Source organism: Neoroseomonas oryzicola (genome assembly GCF_012163135.1).
Classification (GTDB): domain Bacteria; phylum Pseudomonadota; class Alphaproteobacteria; order Acetobacterales; family Acetobacteraceae; genus Neoroseomonas; species Neoroseomonas oryzicola.
In genome coordinates this window covers 401,624-418,639 of the sequence record NZ_JAAVUP010000003.1, presented here as the reverse complement: position 1 = coordinate 418,639, position 17,016 = coordinate 401,624, and the positions used below count along the sequence as shown (strand labels likewise).

Sequence of the window (17,016 nt, the reverse complement as noted above, 5' to 3'; positions counted from 1 at the left end):
CGATGCGCGTGGCCAACATCGGCAATCTGGGCGTCAAGGAACTGCGCAGCCTGCTGCGCGACCCGGTGCTGCTCATCCTCATCGTCTATTCCTTCACCGTCGCGATCCACGCCGCCGCCACCGCGATGCCCGAGACGCTGAGCCGCGCGGCCGTCGCCATCGTGGACGAGGACCGTTCCCCGGTCGCCAACCGCATCGCCGGCGCCTTCTACCCGCCCTTCTTCCTGCCCCCCGTCGCGATCACCCAGGGGGAGATGGATGCGCGCATGGATGCCGGGCAGGACACCTTCGCGCTCGACATCCCGCCTGATTTCCAGCGCGACCTGCTGGCCGGTCGCAACCCGACCATCCAGTTGAACGTGGATGCGACGCGCATGAGCCAGGCCTTCACCGGCGCCGGCTACATCCAGTCCATCGTGACCGGGGAGGTGACGGACTTCGCGCGCCGCTACCGCGCGGTGGACCAGGCCCCGGTGGATCTGGTGCTGCGCGCGCGCTTCAACCCGCAGCTCGAACCCGCATGGTTCGGCGCGATCATGGAAGTGATCAACCACGTCACCCTGCTGTCGATCGTGCTGGCCGGCGCGGCACTGATCCGCGAACGGGAACACGGCACGATCGAGCACCTGCTCGTCATGCCCGTCACGCCGTTCGAGATCATGACGGCCAAGGTCTGGGCCATGGGCCTGGTGGTTGTCGCCGCGACCGCGATGGCCATGCTGGTCGTGGTCCAGGGCGTGCTGCGCGTGCCGATTCACGGTTCGCTCGCGCTGTTCCTCGCCGGGACGGCGCTGCATGTCTTCGCCACCACCTCGATGGGCATCTTCCTCGGCACCGTCGCGCGGTCGATGCCGCAATTCGGCCTGCTGGTGATCCTGGTCCTGCTGCCGCTGCAGATGCTGTCGGGCGGGGAGACGCCGCGCGAGAGCATGCCGCAGGGCGTGCAGCTGGTGATGATGGCCGCGCCGACGACGCACTACGTGATGCTCGCGCAGGGCATCCTGTACCGCGGCGCCGGGTTGTCGGTGGTCTGGCCGCAATTCCTCTGGCTGGGCGGGATCGGCGCCGCGCTGTTCGGCTATGCGCTGGCGCGGTTCCGCTCGACGGTCGGCAAGATGGCCTGAGCCTTACACCTGCGCCGCACCGAGGATGCGCCCCAGCGTCTCGCGCACATGGCTGACATGGCTCTGGAGGAGCGTGGCGGCGGCCTCGACCTCCCCCGCGCGGCACAGGCGCAGCAGCTCGAGGTGCTCGGCCTGCGCGCGGCGCTGGTATTCCGCGCTCGCGGCGAGCTGCACGCGGGTGTAGCGGTCGGATTCGCGCAGCAGCGTCGCCACCGTCGCTACCGCCCGCGGCCGCCCCGCGCGCGCATAGAGGCCGAGGTGGAACGTCGTGTTCAGCTCGCCCCACCGGTTCACCGCATGCGCCTCGATCGCCGCGGCATAGTCCGCAAGCAGCCGGTCGAGCGCGGCGAAGTCCTCATCGGTAAGCCGCGGCGCGGAGCAGCGCAGCAGGTAGGGCTCGAGGATCGCGCGCAGCTCCAGCGTCTCCGTCATCCGCTCGGGCGAAAGGGAGGAGACGGTGGCGCCGCGCTGCGGCTCGATCGTGACCAGACCCTCGGCGTCGAGCTGGAACAGCGCCTCGCGCACCGGGATGCGGCTGACGCCGAACTCCGCCGCCAGCATGTCCTGCTGCAGCTTCATTCCCGTGGCGTAGCTGCCGTCCAGGATGCGGCGCCGGATCGCCTCGGCAAGCGCGCCGGTGACGGTCTTGTGGCCTTCCCCGAGGGTGGCGGTGCGCGCGGCGCGGCGTCCCATGTCGTTGGATCCGTTGTGTTCGGTGAATTTATAAATTCTGCTTGACGACAGCAATTTATAAATTCTACACAGCGCCACACCCGAAGGAGGGACTGGCGATGGCGCAGAAGGTAAGCTGGCGGGGCGTCTTCCCCGCCGTGACAACGCAGTTCCGCGACGATTTCTCGCTCGACGTCGACGCCACGCGGAAGGTCATCGCCGGCCTCATCCGCGACGGCGTCTCCGGCCTCGTCGTCTGCGGCACCGTCGGCGAGAACTGCTCGCTCTCCACCGCCGAGAAGGTCCAGGTCATCGAGGCCGCCGTCGACGTCGCCAAGGGCAAGGTCCCCGTCGTCGCCGGCGTCGCCGAATTCACCACCGCCTTCGCCATCGACACCGCCCGCGCCGCGCGGAAGGCAGGCGTCGACGGCATCATGCTGATGCCCGCCCTGGTCTATTCCGCCAAGCCGCACGAGACCGCCGCGCATTACCGCACCGTCGGCACCGCCATCGACCTGCCGCTGATGGTCTACAACAACCCCCCCATTTACAAGAACGCGGTGACGCCCGAGATCCTCGCCTCGCTCGCCGATGTCGAGACCATCCAGGCCTTCAAGGACTCCTCGGGCGACACCCGCGCCTTCACCGACCTGCGCAACATGGTCGGCGATCGCTTCACGCTCTTCGCCGGCCTCGACGACACCGTGGTCGAGAGCATCATGCTCGGCGCCGTGGGCTGGGTGTCGGGCATGTCGAACGCCTTCCCCCAGGAAGGCGAGGCGCTGTTCCGCCTGGCCGCCGCCGGGCGCTACGCGGAAGCCCGCGCGCTCTACGACTGGTTCATGCCGCTGCTGCACCTCGATGCGCGACCCGACCTCGTGCAATGCATCAAGCTCTGCGAGCAGATCATGGGCCGCGGCTCCGCGCTCACCCGCCCGCCCCGCCTGCCCCTGCCCGACGCCGACCGCCGCGAGGTCGAGGCCCTCATGGCCTCCGCCCTCGCCAAGAGGCCCTCTCTGCCCGCACTCGCGGCCTGACCGGCCCGCGCGGCGCGCACACCGACTGACAGCCCCGGCCGCCGGCAAGAGCGGCAGGGGCAACGGAGCAGCCAGCCACCGGGCGACACTTCGATCCGGAGGCTCACATGACTTTCAGCCGTCGTTCCCTTCTCGCCGGCGGTGCCGGGCTCGCGCTGCCCGGCGCCGTCATCGGCACGGCGCGGGCGCAGCGTCCGGCGCCGCTGCGCTTCGTGCCGTCGACGCCGCTGCCGGCGCTCGATCCCATCGTCGCGACCAGCTACGTCATCCGCAACCACGGCTACCTCGTCTACGACACGCTCTTCGCGACCGACGAGACCTACCGCGTCCGCCCGCAGATGGTGGCGAACTGGGAGACGGCGGCCGACGGCCTCGCCTGGACATTCGCGCTGCGCGACCGGCTCGTCTTCCACGACGGTGCGCCGGTCACGAGTGCCGACTGCATCGCCTCCATTCGGCGCTGGTCCGCGCGCGATGCCTTCGGCCAGACCATGGCAGCGTCGGTCGAAGGCTATGAGGCAAAGGACGCCCGCACCTTCACCATCCGGCTGAAGCGCCCCTTCCCCCTGATGCTCGAGGCACTGGGCAAGCTCTCCTCCAACGTGCCCTTCATCATGCCGGAACGCATCGCGGCGACCGATCCCTCGCGCCCGATCACCGAGGCGATCGGCTCCGGTCCCTGGCGCTTCCTGCCCGGCGAATGGAATCCCGGCCAGCGCGCCGCCTATGAGCGCTTCGCGCAATACGTCCCGCGCGACGAAGCGCCCTCCTGGGCCGCCGGCGGCAAGATCGCGAAGATCGACCGCATCGAATGGCTCGGCATCACCGAGGCGCCCGCCGCCGCCGGCGCGATGCGCCAGGGCGAGATCGACTGGTGGGAGCAGCCGCCGGTGGACCTGCTGCCGGTGCTCAAGCGCGACCGCAACATCGAGATCCTGAACGTCCCGCTCGGCTTCAAGCTGCTGATGCGGTTCAACCACCTGCAGGCGCCGTTCAACAATCCGGCGATCCGCCGGGCGGTGATGATGGCGGTGAACCAGGACGACTACATGCAGGCGGTGGCCGGTTCGCCGGAATACTACGCGGCGTGCAAATCCTTCTTCACCTGCGGCACGCCGCTCGCGTCCGACGTCGGCTCCGCGGCCGTCGGCGCCAATGTCGAGCGGGCGCGGCAGATGCTGCGCGAGGCCGGCTACGCGAACGAGAAGGTCGTGCTGCTGGCCCCCGCCGACCAGCCGATCGCCTACAACCAGGCGCAGGTCAGCGAGAACCTGCTCAAGCGGCTCGGGATGAATGTGGACTTCATCACCACCGACTGGGCGAGCTTCGTCTCGCGCCGCAACAACCGCGGCCCGGTGGACCAGGGCGGCTGGTCGGCCTTCCACACGCTGTGGTCCGGCGCCGACCTGACCAACCCGGCGATCAATCCGCTGATCCGCGCCAATGGCACGGCGGCCTGGCTTGGCTGGCCGGACGACCCGACGCTCGAGGGGCTGCGCGACCAGTGGCTCGCGACCTCCGACGCGGCCGCGCAGCTGCGCATCGCGAAGGAGATGCAGGAACGCGCCTTCGAGACCGTGCCCTTCGTGCCGACCGGGTCGGTCGAGCAGCCCATGGCCTATCGCAAGGCGCTCACGGGGATGATCGTCTCCCCCGTGCAGTTCTTCTGGAACATGGAGAAGCGCTGAGCCTTCGGCCGGCGCGCGCTGCGCAGCGCGCGCCGGTCAGGGGTTACGCGGGAGGATCGAAGGCGCGGATCGGTGGCAGGTTGCCGGTGAAGCGTTCCACCTCGACGCTCGTCAGCTGCCCCGTGCATCCCTGCGCGAGGCGCGAGGTGCCCACGTCCCGCGTCAGCACGTTCGGGTTGCCGTGGACGCAGAGCGCCTTGTCGTCCTCCGGATCCTCCGGGTCGTACCAGGCACCGGTCGGCAGTTGCACGACGCCCGCGCGCACGTCTTCGGTCACCGCGGCGGTTGCAAGGCAGGCACCGCGCGCGTTGAACAACCGCACGATGTCGCCGTCCGCGATGCCGCGCGGCGCGGCGTCCCGCGGATGGATGCGCATCACCTCCCGCCCGCGTCGCTTCATGCCGCTGCTGTGGCCCCCGAAGTCGAACTGGCTGTGCAGCCGCGTCGCCGGCTGGTTCGCCACCAGCCACAGCGGACGACCTTCCGCCGGCGCGTCCGAGGGCGCGAGCCAGGCCGGATGGCCGGGGCAGTCGTCGTAGCCGAAGGACGCGATCGTCGGAGACGAAAGCTGGATCTTCCCCGTGCGCGTCGGCAGCGGCGCGCCTTCGGGGTCCTCGCGGAAGGCGCGCAGGATGCCGCCATCGTCGGCGTCCTGCGGCAGGATGAGCTCCCCTGCCTCCCAGAATTCGTCGAAGGAGGGCGCGGGCAGGCCCTTCTCCGCCAGCGCCTTGCGCGTCGGCTCATAGAGGTTGCGCAACCAGCCCTGCACGTCGCGCCCCTCGGTGAAGGCCTCCTGCTTGCCCAGTCGTTCGGCGAGGTCAGCGAAGATCGCGTAGTCGTCGCGCGCCTGGCCGAAGGGCTCCGCGATGCGGTGCATAGCGACCATCAGCGGGTCGGTCGGCGCGGCACCGATATCCTCGCGCTCGAGCGTCATCGTCGTCGGCAGCACGATGTCGGCGTGGCGCGCGGTGGCGGTCCAGGCGATCTCGTGCACCACCAGCGTGTCGACCGTCGCGAAGGCGCGGCGCATCCGGTTCAGGTCCTGGTGATGATGGAAGGGATTGCCGCCCGCCCAGTAGACCAGGCGGATGTCGGGATAGGTCAGCTTCTGGCCGTCATAGTCGAAGGCCGCGCCCGGGTTCAGCAGCATGTCGGAGATGCGCGCGACCGGGATGAAGGCGCCGACGCCGTTCTTCCCCTGCGGCAGCGCCGCGGCCGGCACCGCGTTGTAGCGCTTGCCGTAATGCGCGATGGCACCGAGCGCATAGTTGTAGCCGCCGCCCGGCAGGCCGACCTGGCCCAGCATCGCCGCCAGCACGCCCGCCATCCACACCGGCTGCTCGCCATGCTCGGCGCGCTGCAGCGAATGGGCCATGACGATCAGCGACCGCTTGCCCGCCATGCGCCGCGCGAGGCCCGCGATGGTCGCCGCCGGCAGGCCGCAGATCGCCGCCGCCCAGTCGGCCGTCTTCGCCACGCCGTCGGACGCGCCGGTCAGGTAGGCCTCGAATTCGGCCCAACCGGAGCAGTAGCGTTCGATGAAGACGCGGTCGTGCAGCCCCTCGGTCAGCAGCGTATGCGCCATGCCGAGCATCATCGCCGTGTCGGTGTTGGGCACCGGCGCCAGCCATTCGGCATGCGCCTCCTCCGGCAGGTCGTCCCGCACCGGGGAGACATTGACGAAGGCGCAGCCGCGCGCCGCCGCCGCGGCCATGGACCGCCGCTCGACATGCGCGCTGACGCCGCCCGAGGCGACCATCGAGTTCTTCAGCGCCATGCCGCCGAAGGCGACGACGATCTCGCTGTGCGCCACCACCTGGTCCCAGGTGACGTTGCGACGCGACACCGCCTCGAACGGCCCGAGGAAGTGCGGCAGGATCACCGCAGAGGCGCCCGCGCTGTAGGAATTCACCGACTTCACGTAGCCGCCGAGCGCGACGTTCAGGAAGCGGTGCACCTGGCTCTGCGCATGGTGGAAGCGCCCCGCGCTCGACCAGCCATAGGACCCGCCGAAGATCGCGCCGGGGCCATGCGCGTCCCGCACGCGGGCCAATTCGCCGGCGAGAAGGTCGAGCGCCTTCTCCCAGGACACCGGCACGAATGTGTCGCGCCCGCGCCTGTCGCTCGCGCCGGGGCCCTTCTCGAGCCAGCCTCGCCGGACCATCGGCTGGGCGACGCGGGCGCGGTGGCGCAGCGCCTCGGGGAAGTTCTGCAGGATGCCGTTGGGGTCGGGGTCGCTCGGATGCGGCTCGACCACCAGACGGTCGCCCTGCCACCCGGCGCGGAAGACGCCCCAATGCGAGGAATGCGGCTTGAGGCGGGGTGGTGCGTTCATCGGCGTCGGCGTTCCTGCGGGACCAAGGCGACCGTAGCGACCGGAAGCCGCCCGCGGCAATCCACCCCAGCCCTGCTGGACGGGGCGGCGGGGCCGCGGCATCGTGGCGATACAGCGGCTTGATCGCCGTCAAAGACCGCAACGGCCCGTCAGCCCCATCAAGAAGACTGCCGGAGCGCCGTCCACGGAGGAACAGTCCAACGCCATGTCCGCCACCGCCACCGAGGCGTCCGCGCCGACGCAGACCTATGACGCGCTCGTGATCGGCGCCGGCATGTCCGGCCTCTATCAGCTCATCCGCCTGCGCGAACTGGGCCTGAATTCCCTCGTGCTCGAGGCGGGGACCGGCGTCGGCGGCACCTGGTACTGGAACCGCTACCCCGGCTGCCGCTTCGATTCCGAGAGCTATTCCTACGGCTTCTCCTTCGACAAGGACCTGCTGCAGGAATGGAGCTGGAGCGAGCATTTCGCCCCGCAGCCCGAGACCGAGCGCTACCTCAACCGCGTCGCGGACAAGTACGACCTGCGCCGCGACATCCGCTTCCGCGCGCGCGTCACCTTCGCCCATTGGGACGAGGCGAGCCTGACCTGGACCGTCGGCACCGAGGACGGCAACCGCTACCGCACCCGCTTCCTCATCACCGCGATCGGCGCGCTCTCCGCGCCGACCATGCCGACCTTCCCGGGCATCGAGGATTTCAAGGGCCAGTCCTTCCACACCGGGCTGTGGCCGAAGGAACCGGTCGACTTCGCCGGCAAGCGCGTCGCGGTGATCGGCACTGGCGCCTCCGGCGTGCAGACCATCCAGGAAGTCGCGAAGACCGCGGCGCAGCTCACCGTCTTCCAGCGCACGCCCAACTGGTGCGCGCCGCTGCACAACGGGAAGATCACGGCGGAGGAGATGGCGGCGATCCGCGCCCGCTACGACGAGATCTTCGCCCGCTGCAACGAGACCTTCTCCTGCTTCCTGCACACCCCCGACCCGCGCGGCACCTTCGAGGTGAGCGAGGAGGAGCGCAACGCCTTCCTCGAGAAGCTCTACGGCGAGCGCGGCTTCGGCATCTGGGTCGGCAACTTCAAGGACATGCTGACGAACCGGGAGGCGAACCGCGTCATCTCGGACTTCGTCGCCAACAAGATCCGCCAGCGGGTGAAGGACCCGAAGGTCGCCGAGCTGCTGATCCCCAAGAACCACGGCTTCGGCACCCGCCGCGTCCCGCTCGAGACCCGCTACTACGAGGTCTACAACCAGCCCAACGTGCTGCTGGTCGACAGCAAGGCGACGCCGATCGAGCGCATCACGCCGACCGGCATCAAGACCTCCGATGCGGAATACGACTTCGACATCATCATCTACGCCACCGGCTTCGACGCCCTGCGCGGCGCCTTCGACCGCATCGACTTCCGCGGCAAGGACGGCGTGACGCTGAAGGAGCTGTGGAAGGACGGCGCGACCTCGCTGGTGGGGATGCTGCAGGACGGCTTCCCCAACATGTTCATGCTGCTCGGGCCGCACACGGCGCTGGGCAACATCCCGCGATCCATCGAGTTCAACGTCGACTGGGTCACCGCGCTGCTGCGCCACATGCAGACCCATGGCCTGACGCGGGCCGAGGCGACGTCCGAAGCGGTCGAGACCTGGATGGACCACGTCATGGAGGTGGCGCAGGGCCTGCTCTCCATGGAGGTCGATTCCTGGATGACCGGCGTGAACATCAACGTCGCCGGCCGCCAGGTGCGGCGCGTCGCGCGGTACACCGGCAGCGCGCCGACCTATCGCGGCTGGGCGAACGGCATCGCGGAACGCGGCTACGAGGGCGTGGCGCTCCGCTGAGCGCTTGCCAGGCAATGCGCCTTACGGCGCATTGCCCGCACCCCCACCCGGCCACCCAATCCAGGATCCTGACGTGGGTGGCCGGGTGGGGGTGCGGGCCGGTCTCGTCAAGCAGACGCATGCGCGCGCCTCACACCTCGACGCCATACTCCGCGAGATCGGGCGTCATCGCCTCGATGACGAAGTCGACGAAGGCGGCGGGGGCGTCGAGGTAGAATTCCCGGTCGGAATAGGCCCCGACCTGCGCCGCGATGCCGCGCGCCTCGAGCCATCCCTGCAGCACCACCAGGTCATGCTCCGGCGTGTCGCTCAGGAAGGACACCTGCGAGCGCAGCTTGTCCGCATCCCGCCCCGTCGTGTCGCTGCGGCTGAACTGCAGGTCGATGTTGCTGCCCGGCTGGCGCAGCCAGATCGCGCGTTCCGTCCGCCGCAGCGGAACGAAGCTGAGGCAGGTCGCGAGCATCTCGACGACCGTGTCGAAGTGCTCGCGCGCCAGGCGGTTGGCGACGTGGTTGAAGCGCATCCGACGTCCGGTCAGGCCGGCCGCACGCCCCAGGGATAGGGCATGCTGCCCTTCGCCAGGCCCGTGATGCTGCGCCGATGGGCGGTGCGGATGTAGAACTGGCCGAGCGGGATGGTCGCGACGTCGTCCTGCGCCAGCTTGTTGATCTCGTTCGCGAGGCTGCGCTGGCGGTCCGGCTCCCCGGCGTCGAGCCAGGCCTGGATCAGCTCCTCGGCGCGCGGGCTGGTGTACCAGCCGAACCAGCCATTCGCCCCCGGCCCCTTCACCAGCGAGGAAACCGCCGGGTTCAGGTAGGCGAGGGAGGAGCCATAGGTGTGGAAGATGCTCCACCCCCCCTGCTCGACCGGTTCCTTGCGCACGCGGCGCTGCACCACGGTGCCCCAATCGGTTTCCGCGAGCTCCACGTTCATCCCGATGCGGCGCAGGCGGTCGGCGGTGAGCTGCCCATGCGGGCCGATCAGCGGGAAGTCGGTCGGGTTGATGATGACGACCTTCTCGCCCTTGTAGCCCGAGGCCTGCAGCGCCGCGCGCGCGCGATCGAGGCTGCGCGGCGCGCGGTTGAACTCCGACAGGTCCTCGACGCCGAAGGGCGTGCCGCAGGGAAACAGGCTACGGCATTCGCGCCAGACCGAACGGTCGCTGCCGAGCGTCGCCTGCATGTATTCCGGCTGGTCCACCGACAGCGCCACCGCCTGCCGGACCTTCACGTCGTTGAACGGCGCCTGCAGATGGTTCAGGCGCATGATCGACAGCAGGCCGGCCGGGTTCAGGATGTCGATCGCGATGTTGCGGTTGCGCTGCAGCGTCGGGATCAGGTCCGACAGCGGCTGCTCCACCCAATCCACCTCGCCGCTCTGCAGCGCGGCGGACGCCGTCGCGGGGTCGGGCAGGATGTGCCACTCGATGCGCGGGAAATAGGCGACCTTGCCGCCCGAGGCCCAGTCCGACGGCTCCTGCCGCGGCACATAGGCATCGTTCTTCGCATAGACGACGCGGCTGCCCGAGACGAACTCGTCGCGCACGAAGCGATAGGGGCCGGACCCCACGACCTCGGACACCTGGGTGTTGGCGTCGGTCCGCGCCAGGCGCTCCGGCATGACGAAGGGCACGTTCGCATCGGGCTTGGCCAGTGCGTCGAGCAGCAGCGGGAAGGGCCGCTTCAGGCGGATCTCGATGGTGCGGTCGTCGCTCGCGCCCCAGCGGTCCACCACGGCGGCGAGGATCTGGCCGAAGGGGTCGCGCTTCGCCCAGCGCTCGAGGCTCGCGGCGCAGTCCTGCGCGCGGACGGGCTCGCCGTCGTGGAAGCGCAGCCCCTCGCGCAGGCGGATGTGCCAAACGCGGAAATCGGGGCTGACGCTGTGCCCCTGGGCCATCTGCGGCTTGGGCTGCTGGTTCCCGTCCACGGCATAGAGCGTGTCGTAGACGTGGTAGCCGTGCATCTGCGTCACGATGGCGCTGGTCCAGATCGGGTCCAGCGCCGTGAGGTTCGCCTGCGGCACGAAGCGCAGCGTCGCCGTGCGGGCGGGCTGGGCGATGGCGGGCGCGGCGGAGGCAAAGGCTGCAGCGGCGGCGCCCTGCAGCAGCGTGCGACGGTCCATGGCGTTTCCGGCCTTCTCTTCCCAGGGGCGATTGGACCGGAGCCTAGGTGCGCGGATGCGCCGCGGTCAAACGCCTCCGCCTGCGCCTATACTGCGCGCGACGATGCCCAGCCCCGCCATCACCCGCCGCGCGCTGCGGCGCGACGACGCCTTCCCCCTGCGCGCCGAGGCGCTCGGCTTCACCTTCCACACCCCGGACGGTCGCGAATACTGGGCGCGCGATGCCTGCTACGCGGTCACGCCAGAAGCCGTCGCGACGATGGAGGCGGCCGCGCGCGAGCTGAACGGCATGATCGCCGCGGCGGTCGACCGCGTCGTCGCGCGCGGCGACTACGCCGCCTTCGGCTTCACCCCGCGCCTCGCCGCCCTCGTCGAGGACTCACACCGCCTGCGCGAACCCTCGCTCTACGGCCGCTTCGACTTCCGCCTCGATCCCGCCGACGGTTCGGTCAAGCTGTATGAGTTCAACGCCGAGACGCCCGCCGCGCTGCTCGAGGCCGCGACGGTGCAGCTCGCCTGGTTCGAGGAAACCCCCGACGCACCCGGCAGCGACCAATGGAACGCGATCGACGACGCGCTGGTCGCGCGCTGGCCGCGGATGGGTCTGCCGCGCCGGATCCACTTCGCGGCCGAACGCGACCGGGAGGACGAGATCGCCCAGGTCGCCTACCTCATGGCCACCGCCCGCGCCGCGGGGCACGAGGCCGAATTCCTGCCCGTCGACGACATCTCCTGGCAGGCCGAGACCGGCTTCGTCACGCCGGATGGCGCCCCGCTCGCCGCCTGCTTCAAGCTCTACCCGTGGGACTGGCTCGATGCCGAGGAAGGCGGCCGCCTGCTGCCGCTCGGCCGCACGCGCTGGATCGAACCGGCGCGGCGGATGCTGCACGCGAGCAAGGCGATCCTCGTCACACTCTGGGAGATGTTCCCGCGCCATCCTCTGCTGCTGCCCGCCTCGCTCGACCGCGCGGCGATCGATGGGCCGGCCATCGGCAAGCCGGCGCTGGGGCTCGAAGGATGGGGCATGACGGTCGAGGGGACCGCGCGGGATGAATCGACCGAGGTCGCGGAAGGTTTGCCCCCCTCGCCCACCATCTGGCAACAATGGGCGCCGCTGCCGGGACATGCGACGCCGAAGGGCCTCGCCTATCCCGTCATGGGCGTCTGGATGGTCGGCGACGAACCCGCCGGCCTCGGGATCCGGGAGGGGGACGACAGGGTGACGACCTTCGAGGACCGCTTCGTGCCGCACGTCATCCTGTAGACGCGGCCGCCATGCCCTATCCGCCCTTCCGGCGCGAACCGGTGACGACGCCCTCGCTCTTCGAGGGTCGGCTGCGCGAGCTCGGCCTCAACGTGCCGAACCCCGATGGCGAGCCCTGGTGGGTGACGGACGCCGCCTACCTCATCGACGCTGCGGCGTCGGATGCGCTGCTCGAGGCCGCCAAGGGCATCCAGGCGCGCTGCTACCAGGCGGTCGAGGAACTCGTCGCCTCCGGCGACTACGCCTATTTCGGCATCCAGAGCCCCGCGATGCAGGAAGCCATCGCGCAATCCTGGCGCAGCAAGGATGCCCCGCTCTACGGGCGAATGGATTTCTCCTTCGCGCCCGACGGCACGCCCATGCTGACGGACTACGAGGCGGATTCGCCCTTCGGCCTCGCCGAGGCGTCCTTCGTGCAGTGGGAATGGTTCGAATCCTGGCAGTCCGCCAGCGGACGCAGCGGGGATTCGCAGGAAAACCTGCTCTACGAGAAGCTGTCCGAGCACATCCCGCAGATCGGCCTGCCCGCGCGCTTCATGATCGCCTGCGGCGGCGCGACGGAAGCGAACGGCCGTCCCGCCGACACCACGGAACGCTTCGACGCCGAATACCTCGCGGAGATCGCGGGCAAGACGAACCTCGCTGCGCGCATCTGCTCGATCGAGCAGGTCGGCTGGGACGCCGATGCCCAGCGCTTCACCGACGACCGCGACGAACCCCAGGATGCGATGATCAAGATCTATCCCTGGGACTGGATGGAGGACGAGCCGAACGCCGAGGTGCTGCCCCGCTCGCGCACCCGCATCTATCCCGGCGCCTGGGTAAGGCTGCTCGCCGACAAGACGATGATGGCGTTGCTCTGGCACATGTTCCCCGGCGCGCCGAACCTACTGCCGACCTTCCTCGACCGCCCGCCGCAGGGGGAGGTGGTCGCCAAGCCGCGCCGCGGCTGGGACGGCGAGCACGTCTTCCTCCCCGGCCAGCCGATCGGCCCGGTGCCGGAGGCCGAGGTCGGCCCGCTGCTCTACCAGGCCCATTGCCCGCTGCCGGTCTTCCCCTCGGCGCGCGGCCAGGTGCATTGCGCGGCCTCGGTCTGGATGGTCGGCGGGCAGCCGGCCGGCCTGTCCTTCCGGGAATCGCGCGGGCCCGTCACCGGCCCGGCCGCGCGCTTCGTGCCCCATATCCTGCGCGGCTGACGCGCCAAGAAGGAACGACCGGGATGACCGCCGCCGAGATCCTCGCTCATTTTCCCGCCACCCTGCTCAGCTTCCTCGTCGCCTTCTCGCTCGGCGCCGCGTTCTGGGTGGCGGGCCTCGTCATCGTCTCGTTCATCACGCCGCAGAAGGAACTGGAGCTGCTGCGCGCGGGGAACCTGCCCTGCGCGCTGGCCTTCGGCGGCAAGGCGGTCGGCATGGTGCTGCCGATCGCGGCGGTGGCGCGCTCGGCGGCCGGGCCGCTCGACCAGGTGATCTGGTGCATCGTCGCCATCGCGGTGCAGCTGCTCGCGCATCTCGTGCTGACCACGCTGCTCGCGGGCCGTCTGAAGCAGGAGATCGAGGAGGACAAGGTCGGTGGTGCGGCGGTCTTCATCGCCTTCATGCAGGTCGGCGCCGGGATCCTGAACAATGCCGTCATGTCCGGCTGAAACGGCCGGCGTGGCCCGGCGCCGGTCCCGCACCGTGCGGGCCGCGGCGCTGGTCACGCTCGGCATCGGCGCGACCGCCTGCGACGAAGCGCCGCCGCCCGACCTGCCGGGCCAGGCGGAAGCGCGGCTCGATGCCTGCCGCGCCGCGCATCGCCGCCTCGGCGAGGATCCCGCGCGCTGCGACGTGCTCGAACAGGTGATCGCGCGCGAACAGGTGGCGACGCGCCCGCAATTCACCACCGTCGCGGCCTGCGAGGCGACCTTCGGCCGCGGCGCCTGCGAGGGCGAGACCCTCGCCGCCACCGGCCCCAACTGGCGCCCGGTGCTGGCGGGCTGGACCAACGCGCCGGGGGACCAGCGGACGCTCGAACCGGTCCTGCAGGACCGCGCCGCGCGCTACTGGGCGTTGCCCGCCCCGGTGCAGCAGGCCGGCGCCGCCCTCGCGACGCAGCCCGCGCCGCGCAACGTGCAGGTGGCGCAGGTCTCCAGCGGCGCCGCCACCCCGGCGGCGCTGACCTTCGCCTATCTCCGCCTCGCCCCGATCTACCCGGACGAGGCGACCTGCAGCGCCGAATGGCAGGCCTGCGAGCGCAGCCCCGTGCCGCTGCCCAACCGCTTCGCGACGCAGGACTCCTGCCGCGCCGCCTGGGGCCAGTGCGTCGAGGTGGAACTGCCCGAAAGCGCGCTGACCATGACGGTCGCCGAGACCGTGCCGCCACCGACCACGGCAGGCACCACCGGCACCGCGTCGCGGGCGGGCTGGTGGATCGGCTACAATTCCGGCTACCGCAGCACCTATGCCCGCGGCATCGGGCCGCGCTACCAGGGTTGGACCTGGACGGCCGACCGCCAGCCCACCGCGGCCTATCGCCCGGCCAGCGGCACCGGGCCGCTGCAGGCCTGGGACAGCGGCACACGCCGCCTCGCCCCCGCCAATCGCATGGCAGTCTATTCCAGCGGCTCGGGGTCGCGGGTGAGCGGCACCACCGTCTCCCGCCCCGCCTCCACCATCTCCCGCGCAGGCTTCGGCTCGACCGGCCGCGCCTATTCCTCGGGGGGCTGAGCGATGGCCGCGAAGACCCGCGCGCCCACGGCACCGGCCCTGATGGGGGATTGGCAGCGGCGCGTGGTGCTGGTGCTGCTGCTCGCGGGTGTCGCCCTCGCCGCGGTCGGCGCGCTCGTGCCGCCGCGGGGGGGCCTCTACTGGCTCGCCGTGATCGTCGCGCCGCTGCTTGGCGGGGGGCTTGGCCTTGTCCTCGCCGGCGGTCCCGGCCGGGCGCTGGAAGCACGGCTGATGGCCAGCGACGCGCCGAAGGAGGCGCCGCGCCCACCCACGCCCGCCGCCCTGCCGCCGCCCCTGCGCGCCGCCCTGCAGACCGCGATCCTGCCGGTCCTGCTGGCGGAACTCGCCGGCGCCGCCGCGCGCATGGCCCCGCGCGAACGCGCCGCGGCCCTCGCCCTGGTCGAGGCCGGTGCCACTGCGCCGGAGGGCGAGGCCCGCCAGGCCCTGGCGCGCGACCTGCCGGGGCTGATCGCCGCCCTTGCCGCGGGTGGCGCCACGGCCGCCGGCGCGGCGGAGGACCTCGCCCGCCGCCTCGCCCTGCCGGGGGGCGCACGATGAACGACGTCCTGCCCCGCGTGCGGCTCTACCTGGTCGGCGGCGCCGCGATGATCTTCCTGGGCGGGCTGCTGGTCGCGATCGGCCGCTGGAACGGCGCCGAGACCGACCGCGCCTTCGTCGAGGCGTCCGCGCTCGCCGCGCGCTCCCCGCCGCCGCCCGGCGGCATGCGCTACTGGGCCCCGGCGGAGGGCAGCCTGCCCGCCCCCGCCGCGCGCGCCGCCATCGAGGCAACGGAGCGCCTGCGCCAGATCCCGTCCCTGCCCACCCGACCGGCACAGGTGCCGCGCGGCGCGCCGTTGCCCACCGAGAAGCCGCAGGCGGCGCCGCGATGATCCTCGGCATCCTGCTGCTGCTCGGCGGCGGCACCTTCCTGGTCCTGGCCTATCGGCGGCTGCGCGCGGCGCGGGACCCGGATTGGGTGCGGGCGGAGGCCACACGCCTGCGCATCGGCCCGATGCCCGGCCAGGACGAGCCGCGCCTGGCGCTGTGGCGCGGCGACCGCCTGGCCTTCGGCCCGGTCCCGGTCGCCTGGGATCCGCCCGAGGGCATGGCCGCCCTGCCCGCGCCGGTGACCGGCAGCGGCACCTACCGCGTCCTGGGCGCGGTGGACCTGGCCGGGGAAGACGCCTTCGGCACCGGCGATCCGCGCCTCGCGCAGGCGCTGCGCGGCGCGCTCGGGACCACCGCCATGCTGCTCGCGCCCGAGGGCGGGGACCGGCCGGTGCTGCTGCACGGCACCGGTCGCAACGCAGGCGGCAGCGCCGCGGGCTTCGGCATCAAGCAGGCGCAGCTGGATGCGCTGCTCGCTGCGCTGGGCGATCCGGCGGGGCTGCGCGTGGAGGTGGTGCGCCGGCGCGTCCAGCGATCGGGCTGGGGCGGCGCCCAGGGCCAGCGGCGCCGCGGGCGGCAATAAGGGCGACCGCACGCGTCGAGAGCGGGACCGGATGGTCGCCCGGCGCCGTCAGGCCGGGAAAGGCGTCAGCCGCAGGCCGCGCAGGTGAACAGCCCGCGCCGTTCCCGCAGCGGGTCGATGGCGTAGCCGCAGCGCATGCAGTTCGCGCCGTCATCGGCGGCGTCGAAGGGGTCGGCGACACGCCGTTCGGCCGCGCGTGGCGCCTTCTCCCGCCGCGGTGCGACGGCCCTGAGAGGGGGTTCCGGCGCTTCGGCGGGCGGGGCGGGCTCGGCCACGGCCGGCTCCCAGGCCGGCATCACATGGGCGGTCGGTTCCGGCGCCGCGGCGGCGGGCAGCGGCTCCGGCGCACGGGCGGGCGCCTTCTCGCGGGCCGGGAAGCCGCCTTCCCAGGTCAGGGCGCGGACCCGGAAATCCTTGCGGGGCGCGCGGTCCTGGCCGGCCTGGCCGCCGGCCGAGCGCACGTGCACCACTTCCACCGCCCGGCTGCCGGTCGCACCGCCTCGGCGGGGGATGCTCAGCGTCTCGCGGCGGTCTTCCGCGGCCTGCTTGTTGTCGGTGAACCGGGCGAAGACTCGATCAATTTCGGTCATGCATTCTTCGTGCTTCGAGGCGCGCTTCCGGACATGACGGCGCAGCCTGGGTCGATCCGGCCGTCTGCGCGGGGCGATATCGGCCATATGGCCACAGCCAGCGGATTCGGAAGGCCGGTAGCACCACATGGTTGTCGCGGAAAGGGGCGCGGCGTCAATGCCTTGGCACAGG

Annotated in this window: 16 protein-coding genes; 11 read left to right on the top strand and 5 right to left on the bottom strand. The window is 71.3% G+C overall.

Features of this window, described 5'->3' with window-relative positions; all coding sequences use genetic code 11:
* Positions 1–2: 2 nt before the first annotated feature.
* Positions 3–1,124, top strand: coding sequence for an ABC transporter permease (locus GWK15_RS13520; protein WP_168041855.1), 1,122 nt, complete (start codon positions 3–5; stop codon positions 1,122–1,124).
* Positions 1,125–1,127: 3 nt separating this feature from the next.
* Here GWK15_RS13520 and GWK15_RS13515 read toward each other — a convergent pair whose 3' ends face one another.
* The gene (locus GWK15_RS13515) at positions 1,128–1,817 is read right to left on the bottom strand and encodes a GntR family transcriptional regulator (RefSeq protein ID WP_168041854.1); all 690 of its coding nucleotides are present in this window, start codon (positions 1,815–1,817) and stop codon (positions 1,128–1,130) included.
* A gap of 98 nt (positions 1,818–1,915) precedes the next feature.
* Here GWK15_RS13515 and GWK15_RS13510 point away from each other — a divergent pair, with 98 nt between their 5' ends.
* Entirely contained in the window at positions 1,916–2,833 is a 918-nt protein-coding gene (locus tag GWK15_RS13510) for a dihydrodipicolinate synthase family protein (RefSeq protein ID WP_168041853.1), read from the top strand.
* Positions 2,834–2,940: 107 nt separating this feature from the next.
* Positions 2,941–4,521, top strand: a complete 1,581-nt coding sequence (locus GWK15_RS13505; RefSeq protein WP_168041852.1) for an ABC transporter substrate-binding protein — start codon at positions 2,941–2,943, stop codon at positions 4,519–4,521.
* A gap of 43 nt (positions 4,522–4,564) precedes the next feature.
* Here GWK15_RS13505 and GWK15_RS13500 read toward each other — a convergent pair whose 3' ends face one another.
* The gene (locus GWK15_RS13500; RefSeq protein ID WP_168041851.1) at positions 4,565–6,856 is read right to left on the bottom strand and encodes a molybdopterin guanine dinucleotide-containing S/N-oxide reductase; all 2,292 of its coding nucleotides are present in this window, start codon (positions 6,854–6,856) and stop codon (positions 4,565–4,567) included.
* Between the two features lie 205 nt (positions 6,857–7,061).
* Here GWK15_RS13500 and GWK15_RS13495 point away from each other — a divergent pair, with 205 nt between their 5' ends.
* Positions 7,062–8,690, top strand: a complete 1,629-nt coding sequence (locus GWK15_RS13495; RefSeq protein ID WP_168041850.1) for a flavin-containing monooxygenase — start codon at positions 7,062–7,064, stop codon at positions 8,688–8,690.
* A 130-nt stretch (positions 8,691–8,820) separates the two neighbouring features.
* On the opposite strand, the gene GWK15_RS13490 is transcribed toward GWK15_RS13495, so the two are convergent.
* Positions 8,821–9,213 (bottom strand): hypothetical protein, encoded by a 393-nt coding sequence (locus GWK15_RS13490; protein WP_168041849.1) that lies wholly within the window; start codon positions 9,211–9,213, stop codon positions 8,821–8,823.
* A gap of 11 nt (positions 9,214–9,224) precedes the next feature.
* On the bottom strand, positions 9,225–10,811 hold the full coding sequence (locus tag GWK15_RS13485) for an ABC transporter substrate-binding protein (protein WP_168041848.1): 1,587 nt from the start codon (positions 10,809–10,811) through the stop codon (positions 9,225–9,227).
* Positions 10,812–10,914: 103 nt separating this feature from the next.
* On the opposite strand from GWK15_RS13485, the gene GWK15_RS13480 reads away from it, so the two are divergent.
* From GWK15_RS13480 to GWK15_RS13450, 7 genes are read left to right on the top strand one after another with little or no spacing between them, the layout of a single operon-like run.
* Entirely contained in the window at positions 10,915–12,075 is a 1,161-nt protein-coding gene (locus GWK15_RS13480; protein ID WP_168041847.1) for a glutathionylspermidine synthase family protein, read from the top strand.
* An 11-nt stretch (positions 12,076–12,086) separates the two neighbouring features.
* A complete protein-coding gene (locus GWK15_RS13475) occupies positions 12,087–13,271 on the top strand; it encodes a glutathionylspermidine synthase family protein (protein WP_168041846.1) in 1,185 nt (394 codons plus the stop codon).
* A 23-nt stretch (positions 13,272–13,294) separates the two neighbouring features.
* Positions 13,295–13,720, top strand: a complete 426-nt coding sequence (locus GWK15_RS13470) for a DUF350 domain-containing protein (protein WP_168041845.1) — start codon at positions 13,295–13,297, stop codon at positions 13,718–13,720.
* A 10-nt stretch (positions 13,721–13,730) separates the two neighbouring features.
* Positions 13,731–14,783, top strand: a complete 1,053-nt coding sequence (locus tag GWK15_RS13465) for a DUF1190 domain-containing protein (RefSeq protein WP_168041844.1) — start codon at positions 13,731–13,733, stop codon at positions 14,781–14,783.
* Between the two features lie 3 nt (positions 14,784–14,786).
* Positions 14,787–15,341: a hypothetical protein gene (locus GWK15_RS13460; protein ID WP_168041843.1), complete on the top strand. Its 555-nt coding sequence runs from the start codon at positions 14,787–14,789 to the stop codon at positions 15,339–15,341.
* Positions 15,338–15,673 carry a hypothetical protein gene (locus GWK15_RS13455; protein ID WP_168041842.1) on the top strand — a complete coding sequence of 112 codons (336 nt, stop codon included), beginning with the start codon at positions 15,338–15,340 and terminating at the stop codon, positions 15,671–15,673. Before GWK15_RS13460 ends, GWK15_RS13455 begins: the two co-directional genes overlap by 4 nt.
* A complete protein-coding gene (locus GWK15_RS13450) occupies positions 15,670–16,254 on the top strand; it encodes a hypothetical protein (RefSeq protein ID WP_168041841.1) in 585 nt (194 codons plus the stop codon). Before GWK15_RS13455 ends, GWK15_RS13450 begins: the two co-directional genes overlap by 4 nt.
* A gap of 65 nt (positions 16,255–16,319) precedes the next feature.
* On the opposite strand, the gene GWK15_RS13445 is transcribed toward GWK15_RS13450, so the two are convergent.
* Positions 16,320–16,844: a hypothetical protein gene (locus GWK15_RS13445; protein WP_168041840.1), complete on the bottom strand. Its 525-nt coding sequence runs from the start codon at positions 16,842–16,844 to the stop codon at positions 16,320–16,322.
* Between the last annotated feature and the right edge of the window lie 172 nt (positions 16,845–17,016).

Bases quoted from the DNA above. Each gene is read 5' to 3' on its own strand.
- GWK15_RS13495 (WP_168041850.1), top strand. From the start codon at position 7,062: ATGTCCGCCACCGCCACCGAGGCGTCCGCGCCGACGCAGACCTATGAC.
- GWK15_RS13460 (WP_168041843.1), top strand. From the start codon at position 14,787: ATGGCCGCGAAGACCCGCGCGCCCACGGCACCGGCCCTGATGGGGGAT.
- GWK15_RS13515 (WP_168041854.1), bottom strand. From the start codon at position 1,817: ATGGGACGCCGCGCCGCGCGCACCGCCACCCTCGGGGAAGGCCACAAG.
- GWK15_RS13510 (WP_168041853.1), top strand. From the start codon at position 1,916: ATGGCGCAGAAGGTAAGCTGGCGGGGCGTCTTCCCCGCCGTGACAACG.
- GWK15_RS13505 (WP_168041852.1), top strand. From the start codon at position 2,941: ATGACTTTCAGCCGTCGTTCCCTTCTCGCCGGCGGTGCCGGGCTCGCG.
- GWK15_RS13445 (WP_168041840.1), bottom strand. From the start codon at position 16,844: ATGACCGAAATTGATCGAGTCTTCGCCCGGTTCACCGACAACAAGCAG.
- GWK15_RS13480 (WP_168041847.1), top strand. From the start codon at position 10,915: ATGCCCAGCCCCGCCATCACCCGCCGCGCGCTGCGGCGCGACGACGCC.
- GWK15_RS13490 (WP_168041849.1), bottom strand. From the start codon at position 9,213: ATGCGCTTCAACCACGTCGCCAACCGCCTGGCGCGCGAGCACTTCGAC.
- GWK15_RS13520 (WP_168041855.1), top strand. From the start codon at position 3: ATGCGCGTGGCCAACATCGGCAATCTGGGCGTCAAGGAACTGCGCAGC.
- GWK15_RS13455 (WP_168041842.1), top strand. From the start codon at position 15,338: ATGAACGACGTCCTGCCCCGCGTGCGGCTCTACCTGGTCGGCGGCGCC.
- GWK15_RS13450 (WP_168041841.1), top strand. From the start codon at position 15,670: ATGATCCTCGGCATCCTGCTGCTGCTCGGCGGCGGCACCTTCCTGGTC.
- GWK15_RS13485 (WP_168041848.1), bottom strand. From the start codon at position 10,811: ATGGACCGTCGCACGCTGCTGCAGGGCGCCGCCGCTGCAGCCTTTGCC.
- GWK15_RS13500 (WP_168041851.1), bottom strand. From the start codon at position 6,856: ATGAACGCACCACCCCGCCTCAAGCCGCATTCCTCGCATTGGGGCGTC.
- GWK15_RS13475 (WP_168041846.1), top strand. From the start codon at position 12,087: ATGCCCTATCCGCCCTTCCGGCGCGAACCGGTGACGACGCCCTCGCTC.
- GWK15_RS13470 (WP_168041845.1), top strand. From the start codon at position 13,295: ATGACCGCCGCCGAGATCCTCGCTCATTTTCCCGCCACCCTGCTCAGC.